Raw genomic sequence first — 20,730 nt, 5'->3', positions numbered from 1 at the left:
TCCCCGATCCGGTCCGGACCCGCCTCCATCACATCAAACGCCCGATACGAGACACCCGGATACGCGGCGGCGACCTCATCCGCATCACGGACATCGGTCTTGCCCATCTCCACGAACCGGCCACCGGACTGCGTCAACCGCAACGACGCATCCACGAACTCCCCCGCCAGACAGTCCAGTACAACATTCACCCCAGCACCGTCAGTCGCCCGAGAAAAGACCTGCTCGAACTCCGTCGTGCGGGAGGAAGCCAGACGACCGGCAGCGATCCCGAACTCACGGACCACGGGCCACTTGGCCTGACTCGCCGTCGCGAACACCTCCGCCCCCAGATGCCGCGCCAACTGCACCGCCGCCATCCCCACACCACCGGCAGCGGCATGAACCAACACCGACTCACCCGCCTGAAGACCAGCCAGATCCACCAACGCGTAATACGCCGTAAGGAACACCACCGGAACCGACGCCGCCTGCTCATACGACCAACCACCCGGCATACGCGCCAACATCCGCGCATCCGCCACCGCCACCGGTCCAAACGCCCCGTCCAGCAGACCCATCACCCGGTCACCCACAACGAAGTCCGCCACCCCAGGACCGACCTCCAGGACCACTCCCGCGCCCTCGAGACCCATCCGGCCCGCGTCCCCCGGATACATGCCCAGCACATTCAGCACATCGCGGAAGTTGACCCCCGCCGCACGCACACCAACCCGCACCTGACCCGGCTCCAACGGCCGCGACTCCTCCGGCACCAAAGCCACACCGTCAAGCCGCCCCTGCGCCGCCACCTCCATCCGCCACGGCGCGTCCGCGCCGGGCGGCGGCACCAGCACACCCCCCGAAGCCATCCGCACCAGCCGCGGCAACCACACCTCACCCCCGCGCACCGCGAACTGATCCTCACCCAGGGCCCCGGCAAGCGCGCGGAGAGAAGCCTCCTCACCATCGACATCAGCCAGCACGAACCGTCCCGGATGCTCACTGATCGCCGACCGCACCAGACCCCACACCCCAGCACCAGCGAGATCCAGCACATCGCGAGCACCGTCCTCGGCCGAAGACACCTCCACCGCACCCGACGTCAACACCACCAACCGCGACCCGGCGAAGCGCCGCTCGGCCAGCCATTCACGGACCACGGCCAGCACACCGGCCACCGCGCCGGTGACCTCGGTGTCCGTGGAGCGCAGCGGAAGCACGACGGTGTCCGGGACGGCGGAACCGTCATCCAGCGCGGCAGTCAGCGCGGCCAGATCGGCATAACCGGTCACCGGAACACCCGCGTCGCGCCACCCACCGGACTCGACATCACCGAGGATCGCCCAACCGGCAGACCCGACAGCCTCCTCGGACCGGGCCACCGGCGCAGGAACCCACTCCAGCCGGAACAGACCCTCCGCCGTCGGGGAGTTCGCCGCGGCCAGGTCCGCGGTCGACACGGGGCGGAGCACCAGGGATTCGACCTCGGCCACGGGTTCGCCCACGGCGTCGGCAACCCGCAACCCGATTTCGCCCTTGCCACGCGGGGTGAGCCGGACCCGCACGGCGGAAGCGCCTACCGCGGACAGCGACACCCCCGACCAGAGGAACGGCAGCATCGCGCCCTCGGCCGCCTGGTCCTGGAGCGCCAGGGCGTGCAGCACCGTGTCCAACAGCGCCGGGTGCAAACCGAACCCGGCCCCGTCCTCCGCGACCTCCTCCGGCAGAGCGGCCTCCACGAACAGGTCCTCACCCTGCTTCCACACCTCCCGCAGACCACGGAACGCCGGACCATACGCCAACCCCACACCCGACAACCGCTCATACAACCCATCCACCACAACCGCCTCCGCACCCACCGGCGGCCACACCCGCAAATCCCACCCACCAGCAGGAACCTCAGCAACGAGAACACCCGTGGCATGCAACGTCCACGGCTGCTCGGCATCAGCCCCCTCCTGGCGCGAGTAAACCCGCAGCGCACGACGACCGTCCTCGGCCCCGTCGACACCCAGCTGCACCTGAACAGCGCCATCCTCCGGAAGAACCAACGGCGCCTGCAAGGCCAACTCCTCGACCCGGCCACACCCGACCCGGTCACCCGCCTGCACCGCAAGCTCAACGAACGCAGTACCCGGCACCAACACCGAACCGGCGACTACGTGATCAGCCAGCCACGGATGCGACCGCACCGACAACCGCGACGTCAACAACACCGCATCCGAACCCGCCACCGCCACCGCAGCACCCAACAACGGATGCCCCGCCACACCCAGACCCACGCCATCGAGGCTGGTCACCGACCGGGCGGGCCGCAGCCAGTACCGCTGCCGCTGGAAGGCGTACGTCGGCAGATCCACCCGCCGCGCGCCGGTCCCGGCGAAGACAGCGGACCAGTCCACGTCCGTCCCCCGCACGAACACTTCCGCCACAGCGGTCAGCAGGGTCTCGGCCTCGGCCCGTCCCTTTCGCAGCACCGCCGCGGCGGCAGCGTCGGTGGCCGCCGGTGCGAGGCTGGTCAGCACCGGGTCCGGACCGACCTCCAGCAGCCGGGTCGCGCTCTGTTCGCCGGTGGCGGTCCGAAGGGCGTCATGGAAGCGGACCGGCTCGCGCACCTGACGGACCCAGTAGGCGGGGGTCGTCCAGTCACCATCGGCGAGCGGCCGGCCCGTGACGGTACTGACCGCTGTGAGCACCGGCTGCCGGTAGGTGATACTCGCCGCGATCTCGGCGAACTCCGCCAGCATCGGCTCCATCAACGGCGAGTGGAAGGCGTGGCTGACGCGCAGTCGGGACACCCTGCGGCCCCGCTCCCGCACAGCCGCCATCACCCGCTCGACCGCATCCTCCTCACCGGAAACCACCACCGCGGTCGGTCCGTTGACCGCCGCGACCGTGGCCCGCTCCCCTTCAGGAAGCCCATTGAGGATGCCGGCGACCTCGGCCTCCTCACCCTCGACCGCCGCCATCGCACCGCCCGAAGGCAGCGCCTGCATCAACCGCGCACGACCCGCCACCAACCGCGCGGCATCCGCCAGCCCGAACACACCCGCCGCATACGCGGCGGCCACCTCACCGATGGAATGGCCGAGCACCGCATCCGGACGCACGCCCCAGGAACGCAACAACTCGACCAGCGCGGTCTGCACCGCGAACAGCCCGCTCTGGGCGTAGCCGGTACGGTCCAACAGGGCCGCCTCAGCAGAACCCTCCGCCGCGAAGAGGACCTCGCGTAGCGGGACCTCGAACCCCGGCCTGCCCGACAGCTCGGCGTCCAGATGTCCGCACGCCTCGTCCAGGATCCGTGCGAACGCCGGGAACTGGCCGTACAGCTCACGGCCCATGCCGATCCGCTGGCTCCCCTGCCCGGTGAACATCCACGCCGTGCGCCCCTCGCCCACGGCACCCGACACCACCGAATCGCCGTCCAGGTCGGTGAGGCTTCCGCGCAGGGTGGTGCCCTCGGCGCCCAGCACCACCGCACGGTGCTCCAGCGCGGCGCGTGTGGTGGCCAGGGACAGCCCGACGTCGACGGGGGCGACGTCCCGCCCGTCGAGGAAGGCCGCCAGGCGTCCGGCCTGTGCCCGCACAGCCTGGGCGTTGCGGCCGGACAGCACCCACGGCACCACCGGCAGCTCGGCCGTCGGCCGCTCCTCGGCCATGGCGGGTTCGGCAGCCGGGGCTTCTTCGATGATGACGTGTGCGTTCGTCCCGCTGATGCCGAACGATGAGACACCCGCCCGGCGCGGGTGTTCGGTCCGGGGCCATTCCCGGGCCTCGGACAGCAGCTCGACCGCACCGGCCGTCCAGTCCACATGGGACGAGGGCGCGTCGGCGTGGAGCGTCTGCGGCAGCCGCCGCTCCCGGAGCGCCATCACCATCTTGATCAGACCGGCGACGCCCGCCGCGGCCTGGGGGTGGCCGATGTTCGACTTGACCGAGCCCAGCCACAGCGGCTCGGCGCCGTCGCGGTCCTGGCCGTACGTGGCCATCAGGGCCTGCGCCTCGATCGGGTCGCCGAGCCGAGTACCGGTGCCGTGGGCTTCGACCGCGTCCACTTCGGACGGCGATATCCGCGCGGCGGCGAGCGCCTGCCGGATCACCCGCTGCTGCGACGGACCGTTCGGCGCCGTCAGACCATTCGACGCACCGTCCTGATTGACCGCACTGCCGCGTACCACCGCGAGCACCGGATGCCCCAGGCGCCGCGCGTCGGACAGCCGCTCCAGCACCAGTACGCCGGCACCCTCGGCCCACCCCGTACCGTCCGCGGCGTCCGCGAAGGACTTGCACCGGCCGTCCCCGGCCAGCCCGCCCTGACGGGCGAACTCCAGGAACATGCCGGGGTTCGCCATGATCGTCGCACCACCGGCGAGCGCCATGGTGCACTCTCCCGCGCGTAGCGCCTGGCACGCCAGGTGCAGCGCCACCAGCGCCGACGAGCAGGCGGTGTCCACCGACACGGCGGGACCCTCAAGGCCGAGGGCGTAGGACAGCCGGCCCGACGCCACGCTCGGCGTGGCTCCGGTCAGCAGGTAGCCCTCGCTTTCCGCGCCCGCCTCGTGCAGGTGGCCGCCGTACCCGTTGGCGGACACACCCGCGAACACCCCGGTGGCCGAGCCACGCAGCGATTGCGGGTCGATTCCGGCCCGCTCCAGCGCCTCCCAGGAGGTCTCCAGCAGCAGCCGCTGCTGCGGATCCATCGCCAGGGCCTCACGGGGTGAGATCCCGAACAGCTCGGCGTCGAAATCCCCGGCGTCCTGTACGAACCCGCCAACGGCCGCGATGTCGTGCAGCGCCTGCGCGTCCCAGCCGCGGTCCGCGGGAAACGGGGTGATGCCGTCTCCTGCGGAAGCCACCAGGTCCCACAGGGATTCCGGCGAGGTGACGCCGCCCGGGAAGCGGCAGCCCATGCCCACGATCACGATCTGCTCGTCCGCCGCACCCACCGGCACGGGGACGGCCGGTGTTCCGGTCGGCTCGATGGCCGCGCCGAGCACCTCCTCGCGCAGATATCCGGCGAGGGCAGACGGAGTGGGGTGGTCGAAGGTGAGCGTCGCGGGCAGGCGGAGGCCAGTGGCGGCATTCATCCGGTTGCGCAGGTCCACCGCGGTCAGCGAGTCGAAACCGAGATCCTTGAATGCCCGGGCCGGGTCGATGGCCGCCCCCGACGCATGGCCCAACACACCTGCGACCTCGGTCTGTACCAGCTCCAGCAGCAGCCGGTTCTGCTCGGCGACCGGCAACCCTTCCAGTCGGCGGCCGAGTTCGCCCCGGCTCGTGATGGTGGCCTGCCCGGCGTCAGGGCGCTGCCGCGCCGTCGGGGCGAGGCTGTGCAGAACGTCGGGCAGGGTCGTGCGGTCCGAGGTCAGCGCGGAGGTGCGCAGGGCGATCGGCAGCGCCAGCGGCTCGTTGATCTGAAGGGCGATGTCCAGCAGGGAGAGCCCGTGGTCGGTCTCCAGGGCGGGGAAGCCCTGGCGCGCCATCCGGAGCAGGTCGGACTCGCCGAGCGTGCCGCCCATGCCCTCGGTGTGGGCCCACATGCCCCAGGCCAGTGACACGGCGGGCAGACTCTGGGCGCGCCGGGACACCGCGAGTGCGTCGAGCACGGAGTTGGCCGCCGCGTAGGGCGCCTGGCCCGCGTTGCCCACCACACCGGCGATCGAGGAGAACAGGACGAACGAGTCCAGGTCGCGGTCCACGGTGAGTTCGTGGAGATGCAGGGCGGAATCGGCCTTCGCGGCCAGGACCCGGGCCAACCGCTCGGGGGTGAGATCGGCGATGATCCCGTCGTCGAGCACACCGGCGGTGTGCACCACGCCGGTCAGCGGGGCCTCGTCGGGGATCGCGTCGAGGACGCCTGCCAGGGCCGTACGGTCGCTGACATCGCACGCGCTGATCGTGACGCGCGCGCCGAGGTCGACCAGCTCTTGTTCGAGTTCGCGCGCGCCCGGGGACTCGGGGCCGCGCCGGGAGAGCAGCGCCAGGTTCCGTACGCCGTGACGGGTGACCAGATGGCGGGCCACCAGCGCGCCCAGGCCGCCGGTGCCGCCGGTGATCAGCACGGTGCCGTCCTCGCGCCAGGGGCCGGGTACGGTCAGCACGACCTTGCCGACGTGCTTCGCCTGGCCGAGGAATCGCAGCGCCTCCGGGGCCCGGGCGATGTCCCACGTCGTGACCGGGAGTGGCCGCAGCGCTCCGCTCTCGAACAGTGCCAGCAGCTCCGCCAGCATCTCGCCGATCCGCTCCGGACCGGCGTCCATCACGTCGAACGACGTGTACGACACGCCCGGATGGGCCTCGGCCACCTCGTCCGCGTCCCGGATGTCGGTCTTGCCCATCTCGACGAACCTGCCACCGGCCCGCGTCAACCGCAGCGACGCGTCCACGAACTCCCCGGCCAGGCAGTCCAGCACCACGTCCAGCCCGGCCCCGTGCGTGGCCCGGGAGAAGACCTCCTCGAACTCCGTCGTACGGGAGGAGGCGATGCGCTCGGCGGACACACCCAGATCACGAACGGTCCGCCACTTGGCCTGACTCGCGGTCGCGAACACCTCCGCCCGCAGATGCTGGGCGAGTTGCACCGCGGCCATACCCACACCACCAGCCGCGGCATGGATCAACACCGACTCGCCCGCTTCCAGCCCTGCCAGATCGACCAGCGCGTAATACGCGGTCAGGTAGACGATCGGCACGGACGCCGCCTGCGGGTACGACCAGCCGGCCGGGATCCGCGCCAGCATCCGCCCATCGGCGACCGCCGTGGGACCGAACCCACCGTTCAGCAGACCCATCACCCGGTCGCCGACGGCCCAGTCCGACACCCCCGGACCGACCTCCAGGACCACACCCGCACCCTCGTGGCCCAGCAGCCCGGCGTCGCCCGGATACATGTCCAGCACATTGAGCACATCACGGAAATTGACGCCCGACGCCCGGACAGCCACCCGAACCTGTCCCGGGCCCAGCGGGGCCGGGTTTTCGGGCACCAGGGCGACGCCGTCCAACCGGCCCTTGGCCACGATGTCCATCCGCCAGGCCGAACCCGCACCCGCCGGAGGCACCAGTACCCCGCCCGCGTTCATCCGCGCCATACGCGGCAGCCAGGCGCGGCCTTCCCGTACGGCGACCTGGCCGGAGCTCGGCCCCGAGAGAGCGGCGGCGAGGACCTCGTACGACTCCTGCGCGCCGTCGACGTCGGCGAGCGCGAACCGGCCCGGATGCTCGCTCATCGCCGACCGCACCAGTCCCCACACCCCGGCACCGGCGAGATCCAGTGTCGCAAGGTTGCTGCCCTCGGGCCTCACGTCCACGGCGCCGGAGGTCAGCACCACCAACCGTGATCCGGCGAAGTGCTCCTGAGCCAGCCACGTGCGGATCACTGACAGCACACCGGCCACCGCGTCGCCGACCGCGGCGCCCGTGGCGTCGAAGGGCAGCACGACGGTGTCCGGGACGGACGCGCCGGCATCGAGCGCGGCGATCAGCGCGTCCAGGTCGGCGTGTGCGGTGGCCCCCGGGACGCCGGCGCCCAGCCGAGTGTCACCGAGCACCGCCCAGGCGCCTGACTGCTTGAGTCCGGTGGTGGCAGTGGTGGGGGCCTCGATCCAGTCGAGGCAGAAGAGACTGTCCCTGACCGGGGAGTTCGCCGCTGCCAGTTCCCCCGCCGACACCGGCCGCAGCACCAGCTGCTCCACCTCGGCCACCGGCGCGCCCTCACCATCGGCGACCCGCAAGGCGATCTCACCGGAGCCCCGTACGGAGATTCGTACCCGCACCGCGGCGGCACCGATCGCCGACAGCGACACCCCCGACCACATGAAGGGCAGGGACGCACCCTCGTCAGCCGACTCCCGAAGTCCCAGCGCGTGCAGCACCGAGTCCAGCAGCGCCGGGTGCAGGCCGAACCCGGCCGCCTCGCCGGACAGCGGCTCGGGCAACGCCGCCTCCACGTAGAAGTCGTCGCCCTGCCGCCAGGCCTCCCGCAAGCCACGGAAGGCCGGGCCGTAGACGAGGCCCTCGTGGGCCAGCCGCTCGTACAGGCCGTCCGCCGGGACGTGCTCCGCACCGGGGGGCGGCCACGCGGCCAGGTCCCAGTCGGCGGCCACGCCCGTCCCCGACGTCAGGGTCCCGGTGGCGTGCAGAGTCCACGGCTCCTCGGCCGCGGCGCCCTCCGGGCGGGCGTACACCTTGAGGGCGCGCCGCTCGTCCGTGGCGCCGTCCGCCGTTTCGACGCTGAGCTGTAGGTGTACGGCGTGCTGTTCCTGCAGCACCAGTGGCGCTTGCAGGGTCAGCTCCTCCACGCGGTCACAGTTGACCCGGTCGCCCGCCTGTACGGCCAGCTCCACGAACACCGTGCCCGGTACGAGCACCGAGCCCGCCACGGTGTGATCGGCCAGCCACGGATGCGACTGGAGGGAGAGCCGCGAGGTCAGCAGCACGGCGTCCGAACCAGCCAGCGTCACGGCCGCGCCCAGCAGGGGGTGCTCGGCCGCGCCCAGGCCCAGGCCACGGGCGTCGGCCACCGGCCGGGAAGCCCCGAGCCAATACCGCTGCCGCTGGAACGCGTAGGTCGGCAGCGCGGTCGGCCGGGCGCCGCTCCCGGCGAACACGGCGGCCCAGTCGACTTCCGTGCCGCGCACGAACACCTCGGCCACCGCGCCCAGCACGGACTCGGCCTCGGGCCGTCCCTTACGGAGCACCGACGCCGCGGTGACGTCCTCCGCCGCGGACCGCGCGAGCGCGGTCAGCACCGGGTCCGGACCGATCTCCAGCAGCCGGGACACGCCCTGCACGCCCGTCGCGGCCACAAGGGCGTCGTGAAAACGCACCGGTTCGCGGATCTGACGCACCCAGTACTCCGGAGTCGCCCAGTCCTCCGCGGTCTCCGACTCGCCGGTGACGGTGCTGAGGGCCGGCAGGTTCGGCTGCCGGTAGGCCACGCGGGCCGCGATATCGGAGAACTCCACCAAGGCCGGTTCCATCAGCGGCGAGTGGAACGCGTGACTCACCCTCAGCCGGGACACCCGGCGGTGCTGTTCCCGGGCAACGTTCATCGCCCGCTCGACGGCCTCCTGGTCGCCCGAAACCACCACCGCGCTCGGCCCGTTGACCGCCGCGATCGTGATCCGCCCGCCCCCGGAAAGCCCTCGCAGGATGCCGAGGACCTCCTCCTCGCTGCCCTCGACGGCAGCCATCGCGCCACCTGCCGGCAGCCGCTGCATCAGCCGGGCCCGGCCCGCCACCAGCCTGGTGGCATCGGCCAGATCGAAGACACCGGCGGCGTAGGCGGCGGCGAACTCCCCCACCGAGTGGCCCAGAACCGCATCCGGGCCCATGCCCCATGACCTCAGCAGCTCCACCAGCGCGACCTGGACCGCGAACAGCGCCGTCTGCGCATACCCGGTCCGGTCGAGGAGTTCCGCCTCGTCCGAGCCCTCGGCGGCGAACAGCACGTCCCTCACGGGGGTACCGAAGCCGGGCTCGCCCGCCAGTGCGGCCTCCAGGTGTCCGCAGACCTCGTCCAACGCCCTTGCGAACCGCGGGAATCGCTCATAGAGCTCTCGGCCCATGCCGAGCCGCTGACTGCCCTGCCCGGTGAACATCCAGCCCGTACGGCCCTCACCCACCACACCGGACACCACCGAGGCGTCGCCCTCGGCCAGCGCGGCCAGGCCCGCACGCAACGTACCCGGATCACCGCCCAACACCACCGCGCGGTGGTCCAGCAGCGCACGCGTCGTCACGAGCGACAGCCCCAGGTCCGCACTGGAGTGGTCGCGTTCGTCGGAGAGTTCGGCCAGGCGTCCGGCCTGCGCCCGGAGCGCCTGAGCGCTGCGGGCCGAGAGCACCCACGGGACCACCGGCAGCTCGGCCGTGGGCCGCTCCTCAGCCGTGGCCGGTTCAGCCGCCGGCGCTTCCTCGACGATGACGTGAGCGTTGGTGCCGCTGATCCCGAAGGAGGAGATGCCCGCGCGCCGGGGACGCTCCCCGATCGGCCACCTGCGGGCCTCCGTCAGCAGCCGGACCGCCCCGGCGGCCCAGTCCACCTGGCTCGATGGCTCGTTCACGTGCAGCGTCCGCGGCAGCCGCTCGGCACGCAGCGCCATCACCATCTTGATGACGCCGGCGACGCCCGCCGCGGCCTGGGTGTGCCCGATGTTCGACTTCACCGAGCCCAGCCACAAAGGCTCGTCCTCGGTGCGCGCCTGACCGTACGTCGCCAGCAGCCCCTGCGCCTCGATCGGGTCGCCCAGCCGAGTCCCCGTGCCATGTGCTTCGACCACATCGACCTCGGCGGCGGAAAGCCGCGCCGACGACAGCGCCTGGCGGATCACCCGCTGCTGCGACGGACCGTTCGGCGCCGTCAGACCATTCGACGCACCGTCCTGGTTGACGGCGCTGCCGCGCACCACCGCGAGCACGTTGTGACCACGGCGCCGCGCGTCCGAGAGACGCTCCAGCACCAGCACCCCGGCGCCCTCGGCCCAGCCCGTGCCGTCCGCGCCGTCCGCGAAGGACTTGCACCGGCCGTCCGAGGCCAGACCCCGCTGGCGTGAGAATTCGACGAACGTCGAGGGCGTCGCCATGACCGTGACGCCACCGGCCAGGGCCGTGTCGCACTCCCCCGCCCGCAGGGCCTGGCAGGCCCAGTGCAGGGACACGAGCGACGACGAACACGCGGTGTCCACCGTCACCGCGGGCCCCTCGAACCCGAAGACGTACGCGACACGGCCGGAGAAGACGCTGCCCGCGTTCCCGTTGGCGACGAAGCCTTCCACGTCCTCGGGCACGGTCTGGAGACGCGAGGCGTAATCGTGGTACATCAGCCCCGCGAACACACCTGTGGACGATCCCCGCAGCGACAGGGGGTCGATGCCGGCCCGCTCCAGCGCCTCCCAGGACGTCTCCAGAAGCAACCGCTGCTGCGGATCCATGGCCAGCGCCTCACGCGGGGAGATCCCGAACAGCTCCGCGTCGAACTCGGCCGCGTCGTGCAGGAAGCCGCCCTCGCGTACGTACGACGTGCCCGCGCGGGCGCCGTCGGGGTCGAAGAGCGAGTCGACATCCCAGCCGCGGTCGGTCGGGAAGCCCGTGATCCCGTCCCCGGCGGAGTCGACCAGCTCCCACAGCCCTTCGGGAGAGGTCACCCCGCCCGGGTAGCGGCAGCCCATCCCCACGATCGCGATCGGTTCGTCGTCGGCCATCACCCCGGACGGCCTCGGCTCGATGTCCCGGTCGGCCGGCGTCTCCCCCAGCAGCCGTTCGCGCAGGTACGCGGCGAGCGCGGTGGGGCTGGGGTGGTCGAAGACCAGGGTGGCGGGCAGGGTGAGCGCGGTCGCGCTGTTGAGCCGGTTGCGCAGGTCCACCGCGGTCAGCGAATCGAACCCGAGATCCTTGAACGCCCGCCCCGGGTCGACCGCACCCGCCGACGCGTGCCCCAGGACCGCCGCCACCTCGGATTGCACCACGTGGAGCAGCACCCGGTCCCGCTCGGCCTCGGACAGACCCGACAGGCGGCGGGCCAGCCCATTCACGTCGGTGCCCTGGCCCGCGGTCCGGCGCCGGCGGGCCGCGGGAAGGAGACCGTGCAGCGGGGTGGGCAGGCTGTCGCGCCGCGCGGCGAGCGCCGTGGTCCGCAGGGCGACCGGCAGCGCCAGGGGTTCGTCGGTCCGCAGCGCCAGGTCGAACAGTGCCAGCGCGTCCTGGGTGGACAGTGGCGGGAAACCCTGGCCTCGCAGGCGGGCGATATTCGCCTCGCCGAGGCGGCCGCCCATGCCGTCGGCGTGTTCCCACATGCCCCACGCCAGCGACACGCCGGGCAACCCCTGCGATCGCCGGGACAGGGCGAGGGTGTCCAGCACGGTGTTGGCGGCGGCGTAGGCGGCCTGGCCCGAGTTTCCGAACACTCCCGCGATGGAAGAGAACAGGACGAAGGCGGTCAGGTCGCGGTTGTCCGCTGTCAGCTCGTGCAGGTGGAGAGCCGATTCGGCCTTCGCCGCGAGCACCCGGGCGACTCGCTCCGGGGTCAGGTCGGTGATCATGCCGTCGTCGAGGACACCGGCGGTGTGCACGACTCCGGTCAGGGGCGCGTCGTCGGGTATGCCGCCCATCGCCTCGGCCAGTGCCCGGCGGTCGGCCACGTCGCAGGCGGTGATGGTGACTTCGGCGCCCAGGCCGGTCAGCTCCCGCTGGAGTTCGTGAGCACCGGGGGCGTCCGGGCCGCGGCGCGAGAGCAGCAGCAGGTTCCGTACGCCGTGCGTGCTCACCAGGTGCCGGGCCACGACCGCGCCCAGGCCGCCGGTTCCGCCGGTGACCAGCACCGTTCCGTGGCTCTGCCACACATCTGGAGCGCCGTCTTCGGAAACGCCGGTCATGCGCGCCATCCGAGGCAGCCACACCTGGCCCCGCCGCACGGCGAACTGGCTTTCCCCGCCGTCGGCCAGGGCCGTCGCCAGGGTGGCGTACGAGGTCGGTTCAGCGTCGACGTCCGCCAGGACGAACCGGCCCGGGTGTTCGCTCATCGCCGAGCGCAGCAGGCCCCAGACGCCCGCACCGGCCAGGTCGTGCGCCTCTGCCCCAATCGCCCCGGAGGTCACCACCACCAGCCGGGTTTCCGTCAGCCGCCGTTCGGCCAGCCACCCACCTACGAGCTCCAGCACACCGGAGACCGCCGCGGCGACCCCGGTGTCGGTGCCGCGCGGGTCGTGCGGGAGCGGCAGCAGCACGGTGTCCGGGACGCTGCCGCCCTCGTCGAGGGCGGCGGTCAGCGCGGTGAGGTCGGCGTAGCCGGTCACCGGCACTCCGGCGTCCCGCCACGCGTGCGGATCGCCGAGCACGGCCCAGTCCCCCAGTTCGCCGGTGTCACGACGCTCGGTGGGGGCGGGGGCGGCGGTCCAGTCCAGCCGGAACAGGCTGTCCGAGATCGGCGAGCCCCCGTCGGCGCCCGCGACGAGGTCGGCGGCCGATACGGGTCGCAGCACCAGGGAGCCCACCTCGGCGACCGGCTCTCCCGCCGCGTCCGCCACCCGCAGGGCGACCTCGCCCGAGCCCGGCCCGCCGCGCGGCGAGAGGCGCGCCCGGACGGCAGTGGCGCCCACGGCGAACAACGAGACGCCGGACCACAGGAACGGCAGGGACGCGGCCCCCTCGGCCGACGGCTCACGTAGCCCGAGGGCGTGCAGGACGGTGTCCAGCAGAGCCGGGTGCAGACCGAACCCGGTGACGTCTCCCGCGATCTGCTCGGGCAGGACTGCCTCCACGAAGAGGTCCTCGCCCCGCCGCCATACCTCCTTCACGCCACGGAAACCAGGTCCGTAGGCCAGTCCCGCGTCGGACAGATGGTCGTAGAGGCCGTCGAGTCCATCGGCCGGTACCGGCTCCGCGCCCTCGGGGGGCCAGGCGCGCAGGTCCCAGTCGGCGGCGGGCCGCGCGGTGGTGAGGGTCCCGGTGGCGTGCAGGGTCCACGGCTGTTCGGCGGCGGCGTCCTGCGGGCGTGAGTGGACCCGGACCGTGCGCCGCCGGTCGCCTTCGGCCGGTTCGATGCTGATCTGGATCTGGACCGTGCCGTCGTTCGGCAGGATCAGCGGGGCCCGCAGGGTCAGGTCCTCCACCTGGTCGCAGCCGACCTGGTCCCCCGCCTGAACGGCGAGTTCCACGAACACCGTGCCGGGCACCACGACGGATCCGGCCACCACGTGATCGGACAGCCACGGATGCGACTGCGCGGACAGCCGCGACGTCAGCAGCACCGTGTCCGACCCGGCCAGCCGCAGCGCGGCCCCCAGCAGCGGGTGCCCGACCGTCCCCAGGCCGAGGCCGCTCGCGTCGGTCACGGAGCGGGAGGGCCGCAGCCAGAACCGCTGGTGCTGGAACGCGTACGTCGGCAGCTCCACCCGCTGGGCGCCGGTCCCGGCGAAGACTGCCGCCCAGTCCAGCTTCGCGCCGCGTACGAACATCTCCGCCGCCGCGACAAGTACGGACTCGGCCTCCGCGCGGCCCTTGCGCAGCGCCGACACGGCGGCGGCCTCCGTAGCGGCCTGCGCCAGGCTGGTCAGCACCGGGTCGGGGCCGACCTCCAGCAGTCGGCTGACACCCCGTGCACCGGTGGCGGTCTCAAGAGCATCATGGAAGCGGACCGGCCGGCGCACCTGATCCACCCAGTAGTCAGCCGTCGCCCAGTCCTCTTCACCGACCGGCCCACCGGTGACCGTACTGACGGCGGCGAGCACCGGCTGCCGGTAGGTGATACTCGCCGCGATGTCGGCGAAATCCGCCAGCATCGGCTCCATCAACGGCGAGTGGAAGGCGTGGCTGACGCGCAGCCGGGACACCCGCCGGCCCCGCTCCCGCGCAACCGCCATCACCCGCTCGACCGCATCCTCGTCGCCGGAGACGACCACCGCGGTCGGCCCGTTGACCGCCGCGACCGTGGCCCGCTCTCCTTCAGGAAGCCCTGTGAGGATGTCGGAGACCTCGGCCTCGGTGCCCTCGACCGCCGCCATCGCACCACCCGAGGGCAGCCCCTGCATCAACCGCGCACGACCCGCCACCAACCGCACGGCATCCACCAGCCCGAACACACCCGCCGTGTACGCCGCGACGAACTCGCCGACCGAGTGGCCCAGCACCACATCCGGCACCACACCCCAGGAACGCAGCAGCTCCACCAGCGCGACCTGCACCGCGAACAACGCCGACTGCGCATACCCGGTCCGGTCCAGCAGAGCCGCCTCCGCCGAACCCTCCGCCGCGAACAACACCTCCCGCACCGAAACCTCAAACCCCGCCACACCCGCCAACTCCGCGTCCAGAAGGCCGCACACCTCGTCCAGGACCCGCGCGAACACCGGGAAGGCGCCATACAGCTCACGCCCCATACCAAGCCGCTGGCTCCCCTGACCCGTGAACATCCAGCCCGTACGCCCATCCGACACCACACCGGACACCACAGAAGTGCCGCCATCGGCCAGCTCGGCGACACCCGAACGCAAATCCTCCAGACTCCCGCCCAACACCACAGCACGGTGATCGAGCACCGCACGCGACGTCGCCAGCGAGTAGCCGACGTCGATAGCGGAGCAGTCAGCCGAGGGTTCCGCCGTGGTGAGGAAACCGGCCAGGCGCTCGGCCTGCGCGCGCACCGCCCGCTCGCCGCGCCCCGACAGCACCCACGGCACCACCGGCAGGTCGACCGACGGCCGCTCCTCCGCCGCGGCCGGTTCGGCGGCCGGGGCTTCTTCGACGATGACGTGCGCGTTCGTCCCGCTGATGCCGAACGCCGAAACACCCGCCCGGCGCGTACGGTCGGCCCGCGGCCAGGTGCGGGGCTCGGCCAGCAGCCGGACCGCACCGGCGGTCCAGTCCACATGGGACGACGGCTCGTCGGCGTGCAGCGTCCGCGGCAGCCGCTGTTCACGCAGCGCCAGCACCATCTTGATCACGCCGGCCACACCCGCCGCGCACTGCGTGTGGCCGATGTTGGACTTCACCGAGCCGAGCCACAGCGGATCGCCGTCACGCTGCTGCCCGTAGGTGGCCATGAGGGCCTGTGCCTCGATGGGGTCGCCGAGCCGGGTTCCGGTGCCGTGCGCCTCGACGGCGTCCACCTCGGCCGCCGAGATGTTCGCGGCCTCCAGGGCCTGCCGGATCACGCGCTGCTGGGAGGGGCCGTTCGGCGCGCTCAGCCCGTTCGACGCGCCGTCCTGGTTGACCGCGCTACCGCGGACGACCGCCAGCACGTCGTGTCCGAGGCGCCGCGCGTCGGTCAGCCGTTCCAGCACCAGCACGCCGGCGCCCTCGGACCATCCCGTGCCGTCCGCCGCCTCGGCGAAGGACTTGCACCGGCCGTCCCCGGCCAGCCCGCCCTGACGGGCGAACTCCAGGAACATGCCGGGGTTGGACATGACCGTGGCGCCGCCCGCGAGCGCCATCGTGCACTCCCCGGCCCGTAGCGCCTGGCACGCCAAGTGCAGCGCCACCAGCGCCGACGAGCAGGCGGTGTCGACGGTGACGGCGGGGCCCTCGAAGCCGAGCGAGTAGGCGACCCGGCCCGAGGCGACGCTCGGGATGCTGCCGGTCAGCAGATAGCCCTCGGTCCCGGTGGCGGCCTCGTGCAACTGCCCGCCGTAGCCGTTGCCGGACACGCCGGAGAACACGCCGGTCCGCGAGCCGCGCAGCGACAAGGGGTTGATCCCGGCGCGCTCCAGCGCTTCCCACGACGTCTCCAGGAGCAGCCGCTGCTGCGGGTCCATGGCGAGGGCCTCGCGCGGGGAGATCCCGAACAGCTCGGCGTCGAACCGTGGGGCCTCGTGCACGAACCCGCCCACCTCGGCGATGTCGCCGAGCGCCTGGAGGTCCCAGCCACGGTCGGCGGGGAACGGCGACATGCCGTCCCCGGCCGAGGCCACCAGCTCCCACAGCGCCTCCGGTGAAGCTACGCCGCCGGGAAAGCGGCAGCCCATGCCCACGATCGCGATCGGCTCGCGTGACGCGGTGACCAGATCCTGGTAACGCTGCCAGAGCCGGTCGTTCTCCTTGAGGGACTCCCGCAGGGCTTGGACGAGTTCTTCGGAGGATGTTGTCATGTCGCTCTCCACGGTCACGGCGAACTGAAGCCTGGGGCTGAAGCCAATGGACTGATGCCTGAGTGCGCCGGCGTGGCGGACCTGTCCGCCACTGGCGCCCGGGCTACATCGGCCTCACACGCTTCAGGGCCAGCTGTACGAGGCTGTCGGCGCCCATCGAGTCGAGGGATTCGGCTTCGCTCCGCTCGGCGGCCGGTTCCGCCGCGGTCCGGCCTGCTCCGTTGGTGTCGGCGGATTCGGCGGTTCCGGCGGCTTCGGCGAGCCGGCGCAACATGTCCAGCACGCCGGACTCCCGCAGCCGGGTGATCGGGATCGCCGCCAGAAGCTCCTTCACCTGCGGGTCCACGCCGTCGTCGCCCGGCTCGGCACCGTGCGCGGTGCGTTGAGCCGGAGCGGCGCCGGCGAGCAGCCTCTCCCGCAACGCCAGGACGAGCGCTTCGGGCGTCGGGTGGTCGAAGATCAGCGTCGCGGGCAGTTGCAGGGCGGTGGCCGAGTTGAGCCGGTTCCGCAGGTCCACCGCGGTCAGCGAGTCGAAGCCGAGGTCCCGGAACGCCCTGGCGGGGTCGACCGCGGCCGCCGAGGAGTGTCCCAGCACGGAGGCCACCTGGGCCTGTACGACCTCCAGCAGCAGCCGGTCCTGCTCGGGCGCGGGCAGTCCCCGCAGCCGCCGGATCAACCCCTCGCCCCCGGCCCCGCCCGCGGCCGCCTGGCCCGCGGTGCGGCGCTGCCGTGCGGCCGGCACCAGGCCGTGCAGCACGCTGGGCAGACTGTCCCGCCGCGCGGCCAGTGCCGTGGTCCGCAGGGTGACGGGCAGGGCCACCGGCTCGTTGACCCGCAGCGCGGTGTCCAGCAGCGCCAGCGCGTCGTCGGTGGACAGCGGCGGGAATCCCTGGCGGCGCATGCGGTCCAGGTCCGCCTCGGCCAGTCGGCCGCCCATGCCGTCGGTGTTCTCCCACATGCCCCAGGCCAGGGACACGCCCGGCAGGCCCTGGGCGCGTCGGGATGCCGCCAGCGCGTCCAGAACCGCGTTGCCCGCCGCGTAGGCCGCCTGTCCCGCGGAGCCGATCACCCCGGAGATCGAGGAGTACAGCACGAAGGCGCTCAGGTCGGACTTGGCGGTCAGTTCGTGCAGGTGCAGCGCGGAGTCGGCCTTGGCGGCCAGGACCCGGGCCAGCCGCTCCGGGGTCAGGCCGGTGATCACCCCATCGTCGAGCACTCCGGCCGTGTGGATCACTCCGGTGAGCGGCGCCTGCTCCGGGATGGACTCGATCGCCCGGGCCAGTGCCTCCCGGTCGCCGACGTCGCAGGCGGTGATGGTGACCCGTGCGCCGAGAGCGGTCAGTTCCCTTTCGAGTTCCCGCGCGCCGGGGGCGTCGGCGCCACGGCGCGAGAGCAGCAGCAGGTCCCGGACCCCGTGCTGGCTGACGAGGTGGCGTGCCAGCACCGCGCCGAGGCCGCCGGTGCCGCCGGTCACCAGGACGGTGCCGCTCTCGTGCCACGGCGCCGGGATGGTCAGCACGACCTTGCCGACGTGCTTCGCCTGGCCGAGGAACCGCAGGGCCTCCGGGGCCCGTGAGATGTCCCAGGTGGTGATCGGGATCGGCCGCAGCGCACCCTTTTCGAACAGCTCCAGCAGCGCGGTCAGCATCTCGCCGATCCGATCAGGACCCGCTTCGATCACGTCGAACGCCTGGTACGACACGCCCGGGTAGTCGGCCCTGACCTCGTCCGCGTCGCGGATATCCGTCTTGCCCATCTCCACGAATCGTCCGCCGGGGCGCGTCAGGCGCAGGGACGCGTCGACGAACTCCCCGGCCAGGCAGTCCAGCACGGCGTCCACACCGGCACCGTTCGTGGCCCGGGAGAAGGTCTGCTCGAACTCGGTGGTGCGGGACGAGGCGATGTGGTCGGCGTCGACACCGAGTTCACGGACCGTGGGCCACTTGCCCTGGCTCGCGGTCGCGAAGACCTCGGCCTGCAGGTGGTGCGCGAGCTGCACGGCGGCCATGCCCACGCCACCGGCGGCGGCGTGGATGAGGATCGACTCGCCCGCCCGCAGCCCGGCGAGGTCCATCAGGGCGTAGTACGCGGTGAGGTACACGATCGGCACCGATGCCGCCTGCGCGTAGGACCAGCCGCGCGGAATCCGCGCCAGCATGCGGGCGTCGGCGACCGCGGCGGGGCCGAAGGCGCCGTCCAGCATGCCCATGACGTGGTCGCCGACGGCCCAGTTCGTCACGCCGGGTCCGACCTCCAGGATGACGCCGGCGCCTTCGAGACCCATGCGGCCCGCGTCGCCCGGGTACATGCCCAGCACGTTGAGCACGTCGCGGAAGTTGATGCCCGCGGCGCGTACGCCCACCCGCACCTGACCGGGCAGCAGGGGCCGCATGTCCTCGCGCACCAGCGCGACACCGTCCAGACGCCCCTGGGCGACGATGTCCAGCCGCCACCCGAGTCCGGCGCCCAGATCGGAGTCCGGGGTCGTGGGGGGCACGAGCACACCGCCCGAGGCCATCCGGACGGCCCTGGGCAGCCACACCCGGCCGCGGCGTACGGCCAGTTGCGCATCGCCCGCCTCGGCGAGGCCGGGCAGATGCGCGGCCAGCGCCTGGTAGGACTCCTGGCGGCCATCGGTGTCGGCGAGGAGGAACCGGTCGGGGTTCTCGCTGATCGCCGTACGGACGAGGCCCCACACTCCGGCCCCGGCCACGTCGACCACGCCGTTGCCCGTGAGTGAGGTCCTGGCGGGCTCCTCACCGTCTTCGGCGGAGACCTCGACGGCGTCCTGGGTCAGCACCGCCAGCCGGGTCCCGGCCAGCCGGTCCTCGGCCAGCCAGTCCCGCACGATGCCGAGCACTTCGGTGACGGTCGCGGTCACCCTGGCGTCGGCGCTCGCCTCGGTGCCGACGGCGGTGGGGTGAAGCGGGAGCAGTACGGTCTCGGGCACCGCGGCCCCGGCGTCCAAGGCCGCGCTCAGCGCGGCGAGGTCGGCATACCGGGAGGCGCCGACACCCACGTCGGGCAGGCCGTTCCGCGCGTCGTCGGATCCGGTCAGGATCGCCCAGCGGCCGACCGGGGAGGACGACCCGCTCAGGGGGGCGGGCGCGGGGACCCAGTCCAGCCGGAACAGGCTGTCCGAGACCGGCGAGCCCGCCCCGGCCAGGTCGGCGGGCGACACCGGGCGCAGCACCAGCGACTCGATCTCGGCCACCGGGTCGCCCGCCGTGTCGGCGACCCGCAGCCCCACCTCGCCCGTCCCGCGCACGGTCAGGTGTACCCGTACGGCGGCGGCGCCGACGGCGGACAGCGATACGCCGGACCACAGGAACGGCAGCGACGCGCCGTCCGCCGCCTGCCCCCGCAGTCCCAGGGCGTGCAGGACGGTGTCGAGCAGCGCCGGGTGCAGTCCGTACGCCGAAGCGTCGCCGAACAGCGGCTCGGGCAGGGCCGCCTCGACGAAGAGGTCCTCGCCGTGGCTCCAGACCTCTCGCAGTCCTCGGAAGGCCGGTCCGTAGGCCAGCCCGGCCGAGGCCAGTCGCTCGTACAGCCCGTCGGTGGGCACCGGTTCGGCGCCCGGGGGCGGCCACGCGGTCAGGTCCCAGTCGGCGGCGGGCCGCTCGGCGGCGAGGGTGCCGGTGGCGTGCAAGGTCCACGGTTGTCCGGTCGCGGAGTCCTGGGGGCGTGCGTACAGCTTCAGCGTGCGCCGCTGCTCGTCCGCGTTTCCGTCCGGGTTCCCGTCGGAGGAGTCGGGCGGCTCCACGCTGAGCTGCACCTGCACCGCGCCGTCCTTCGGCAGCACGATCGGGGCACGCAGGGTCAGTTCGTCCAGTCGGCCGTAGCCGAGCTGGTCGCCCGCCTGGAGTGCGAGTTCGACGAGCGCGGTGCCGGGGACCACGATCGATTCCGCGACCGCGTGATCGGCGAGCCAGGGGTGGGACCGCGCCGAGAGGCGGGACGTCAGCAGGAGGGTTTCCGAGCCCGCCACGGTCACGGCCGCGCCCAGCAGCGGATGTTCGGTGACGCCGAGGCCGAGGCCGTCGGCGTCGGTGGCCGGAGCCGATGCCTCCAGCCAGTACCGTTCGCGCTGGAACGCGTAGGTCGGCAGCGCGACCCGCCGGGCACCGGTCCCCGCGAACACGCCGGACCAGTCGACCCCCGC

Annotated in this window: 2 protein-coding genes; both read right to left on the bottom strand. The window is 72.7% G+C overall.

Going from position 1 to position 20,730, the window contains the following annotated elements:
- Positions 1-16,568, bottom strand: a 16,568-nt coding sequence (locus tag ABZ562_RS39895) for an SDR family NAD(P)-dependent oxidoreductase (protein ID WP_361490023.1), incomplete at its 3' end; no start/stop codon positions are given.
- A gap of 103 nt (positions 16,569-16,671) precedes the next feature.
- Positions 16,672-20,730, bottom strand: a 4,059-nt coding sequence (locus ABZ562_RS39890; protein ID WP_361490020.1) for an SDR family NAD(P)-dependent oxidoreductase, incomplete at its 5' end; no start/stop codon positions are given.

The organism is Streptomyces sp. NPDC019937 (genome assembly GCF_040631655.1).
Lineage (GTDB): Bacteria > Actinomycetota > Actinomycetes > Streptomycetales > Streptomycetaceae > Streptomyces.
This window is presented reverse-complemented; position numbering and strand designations above follow the sequence as displayed.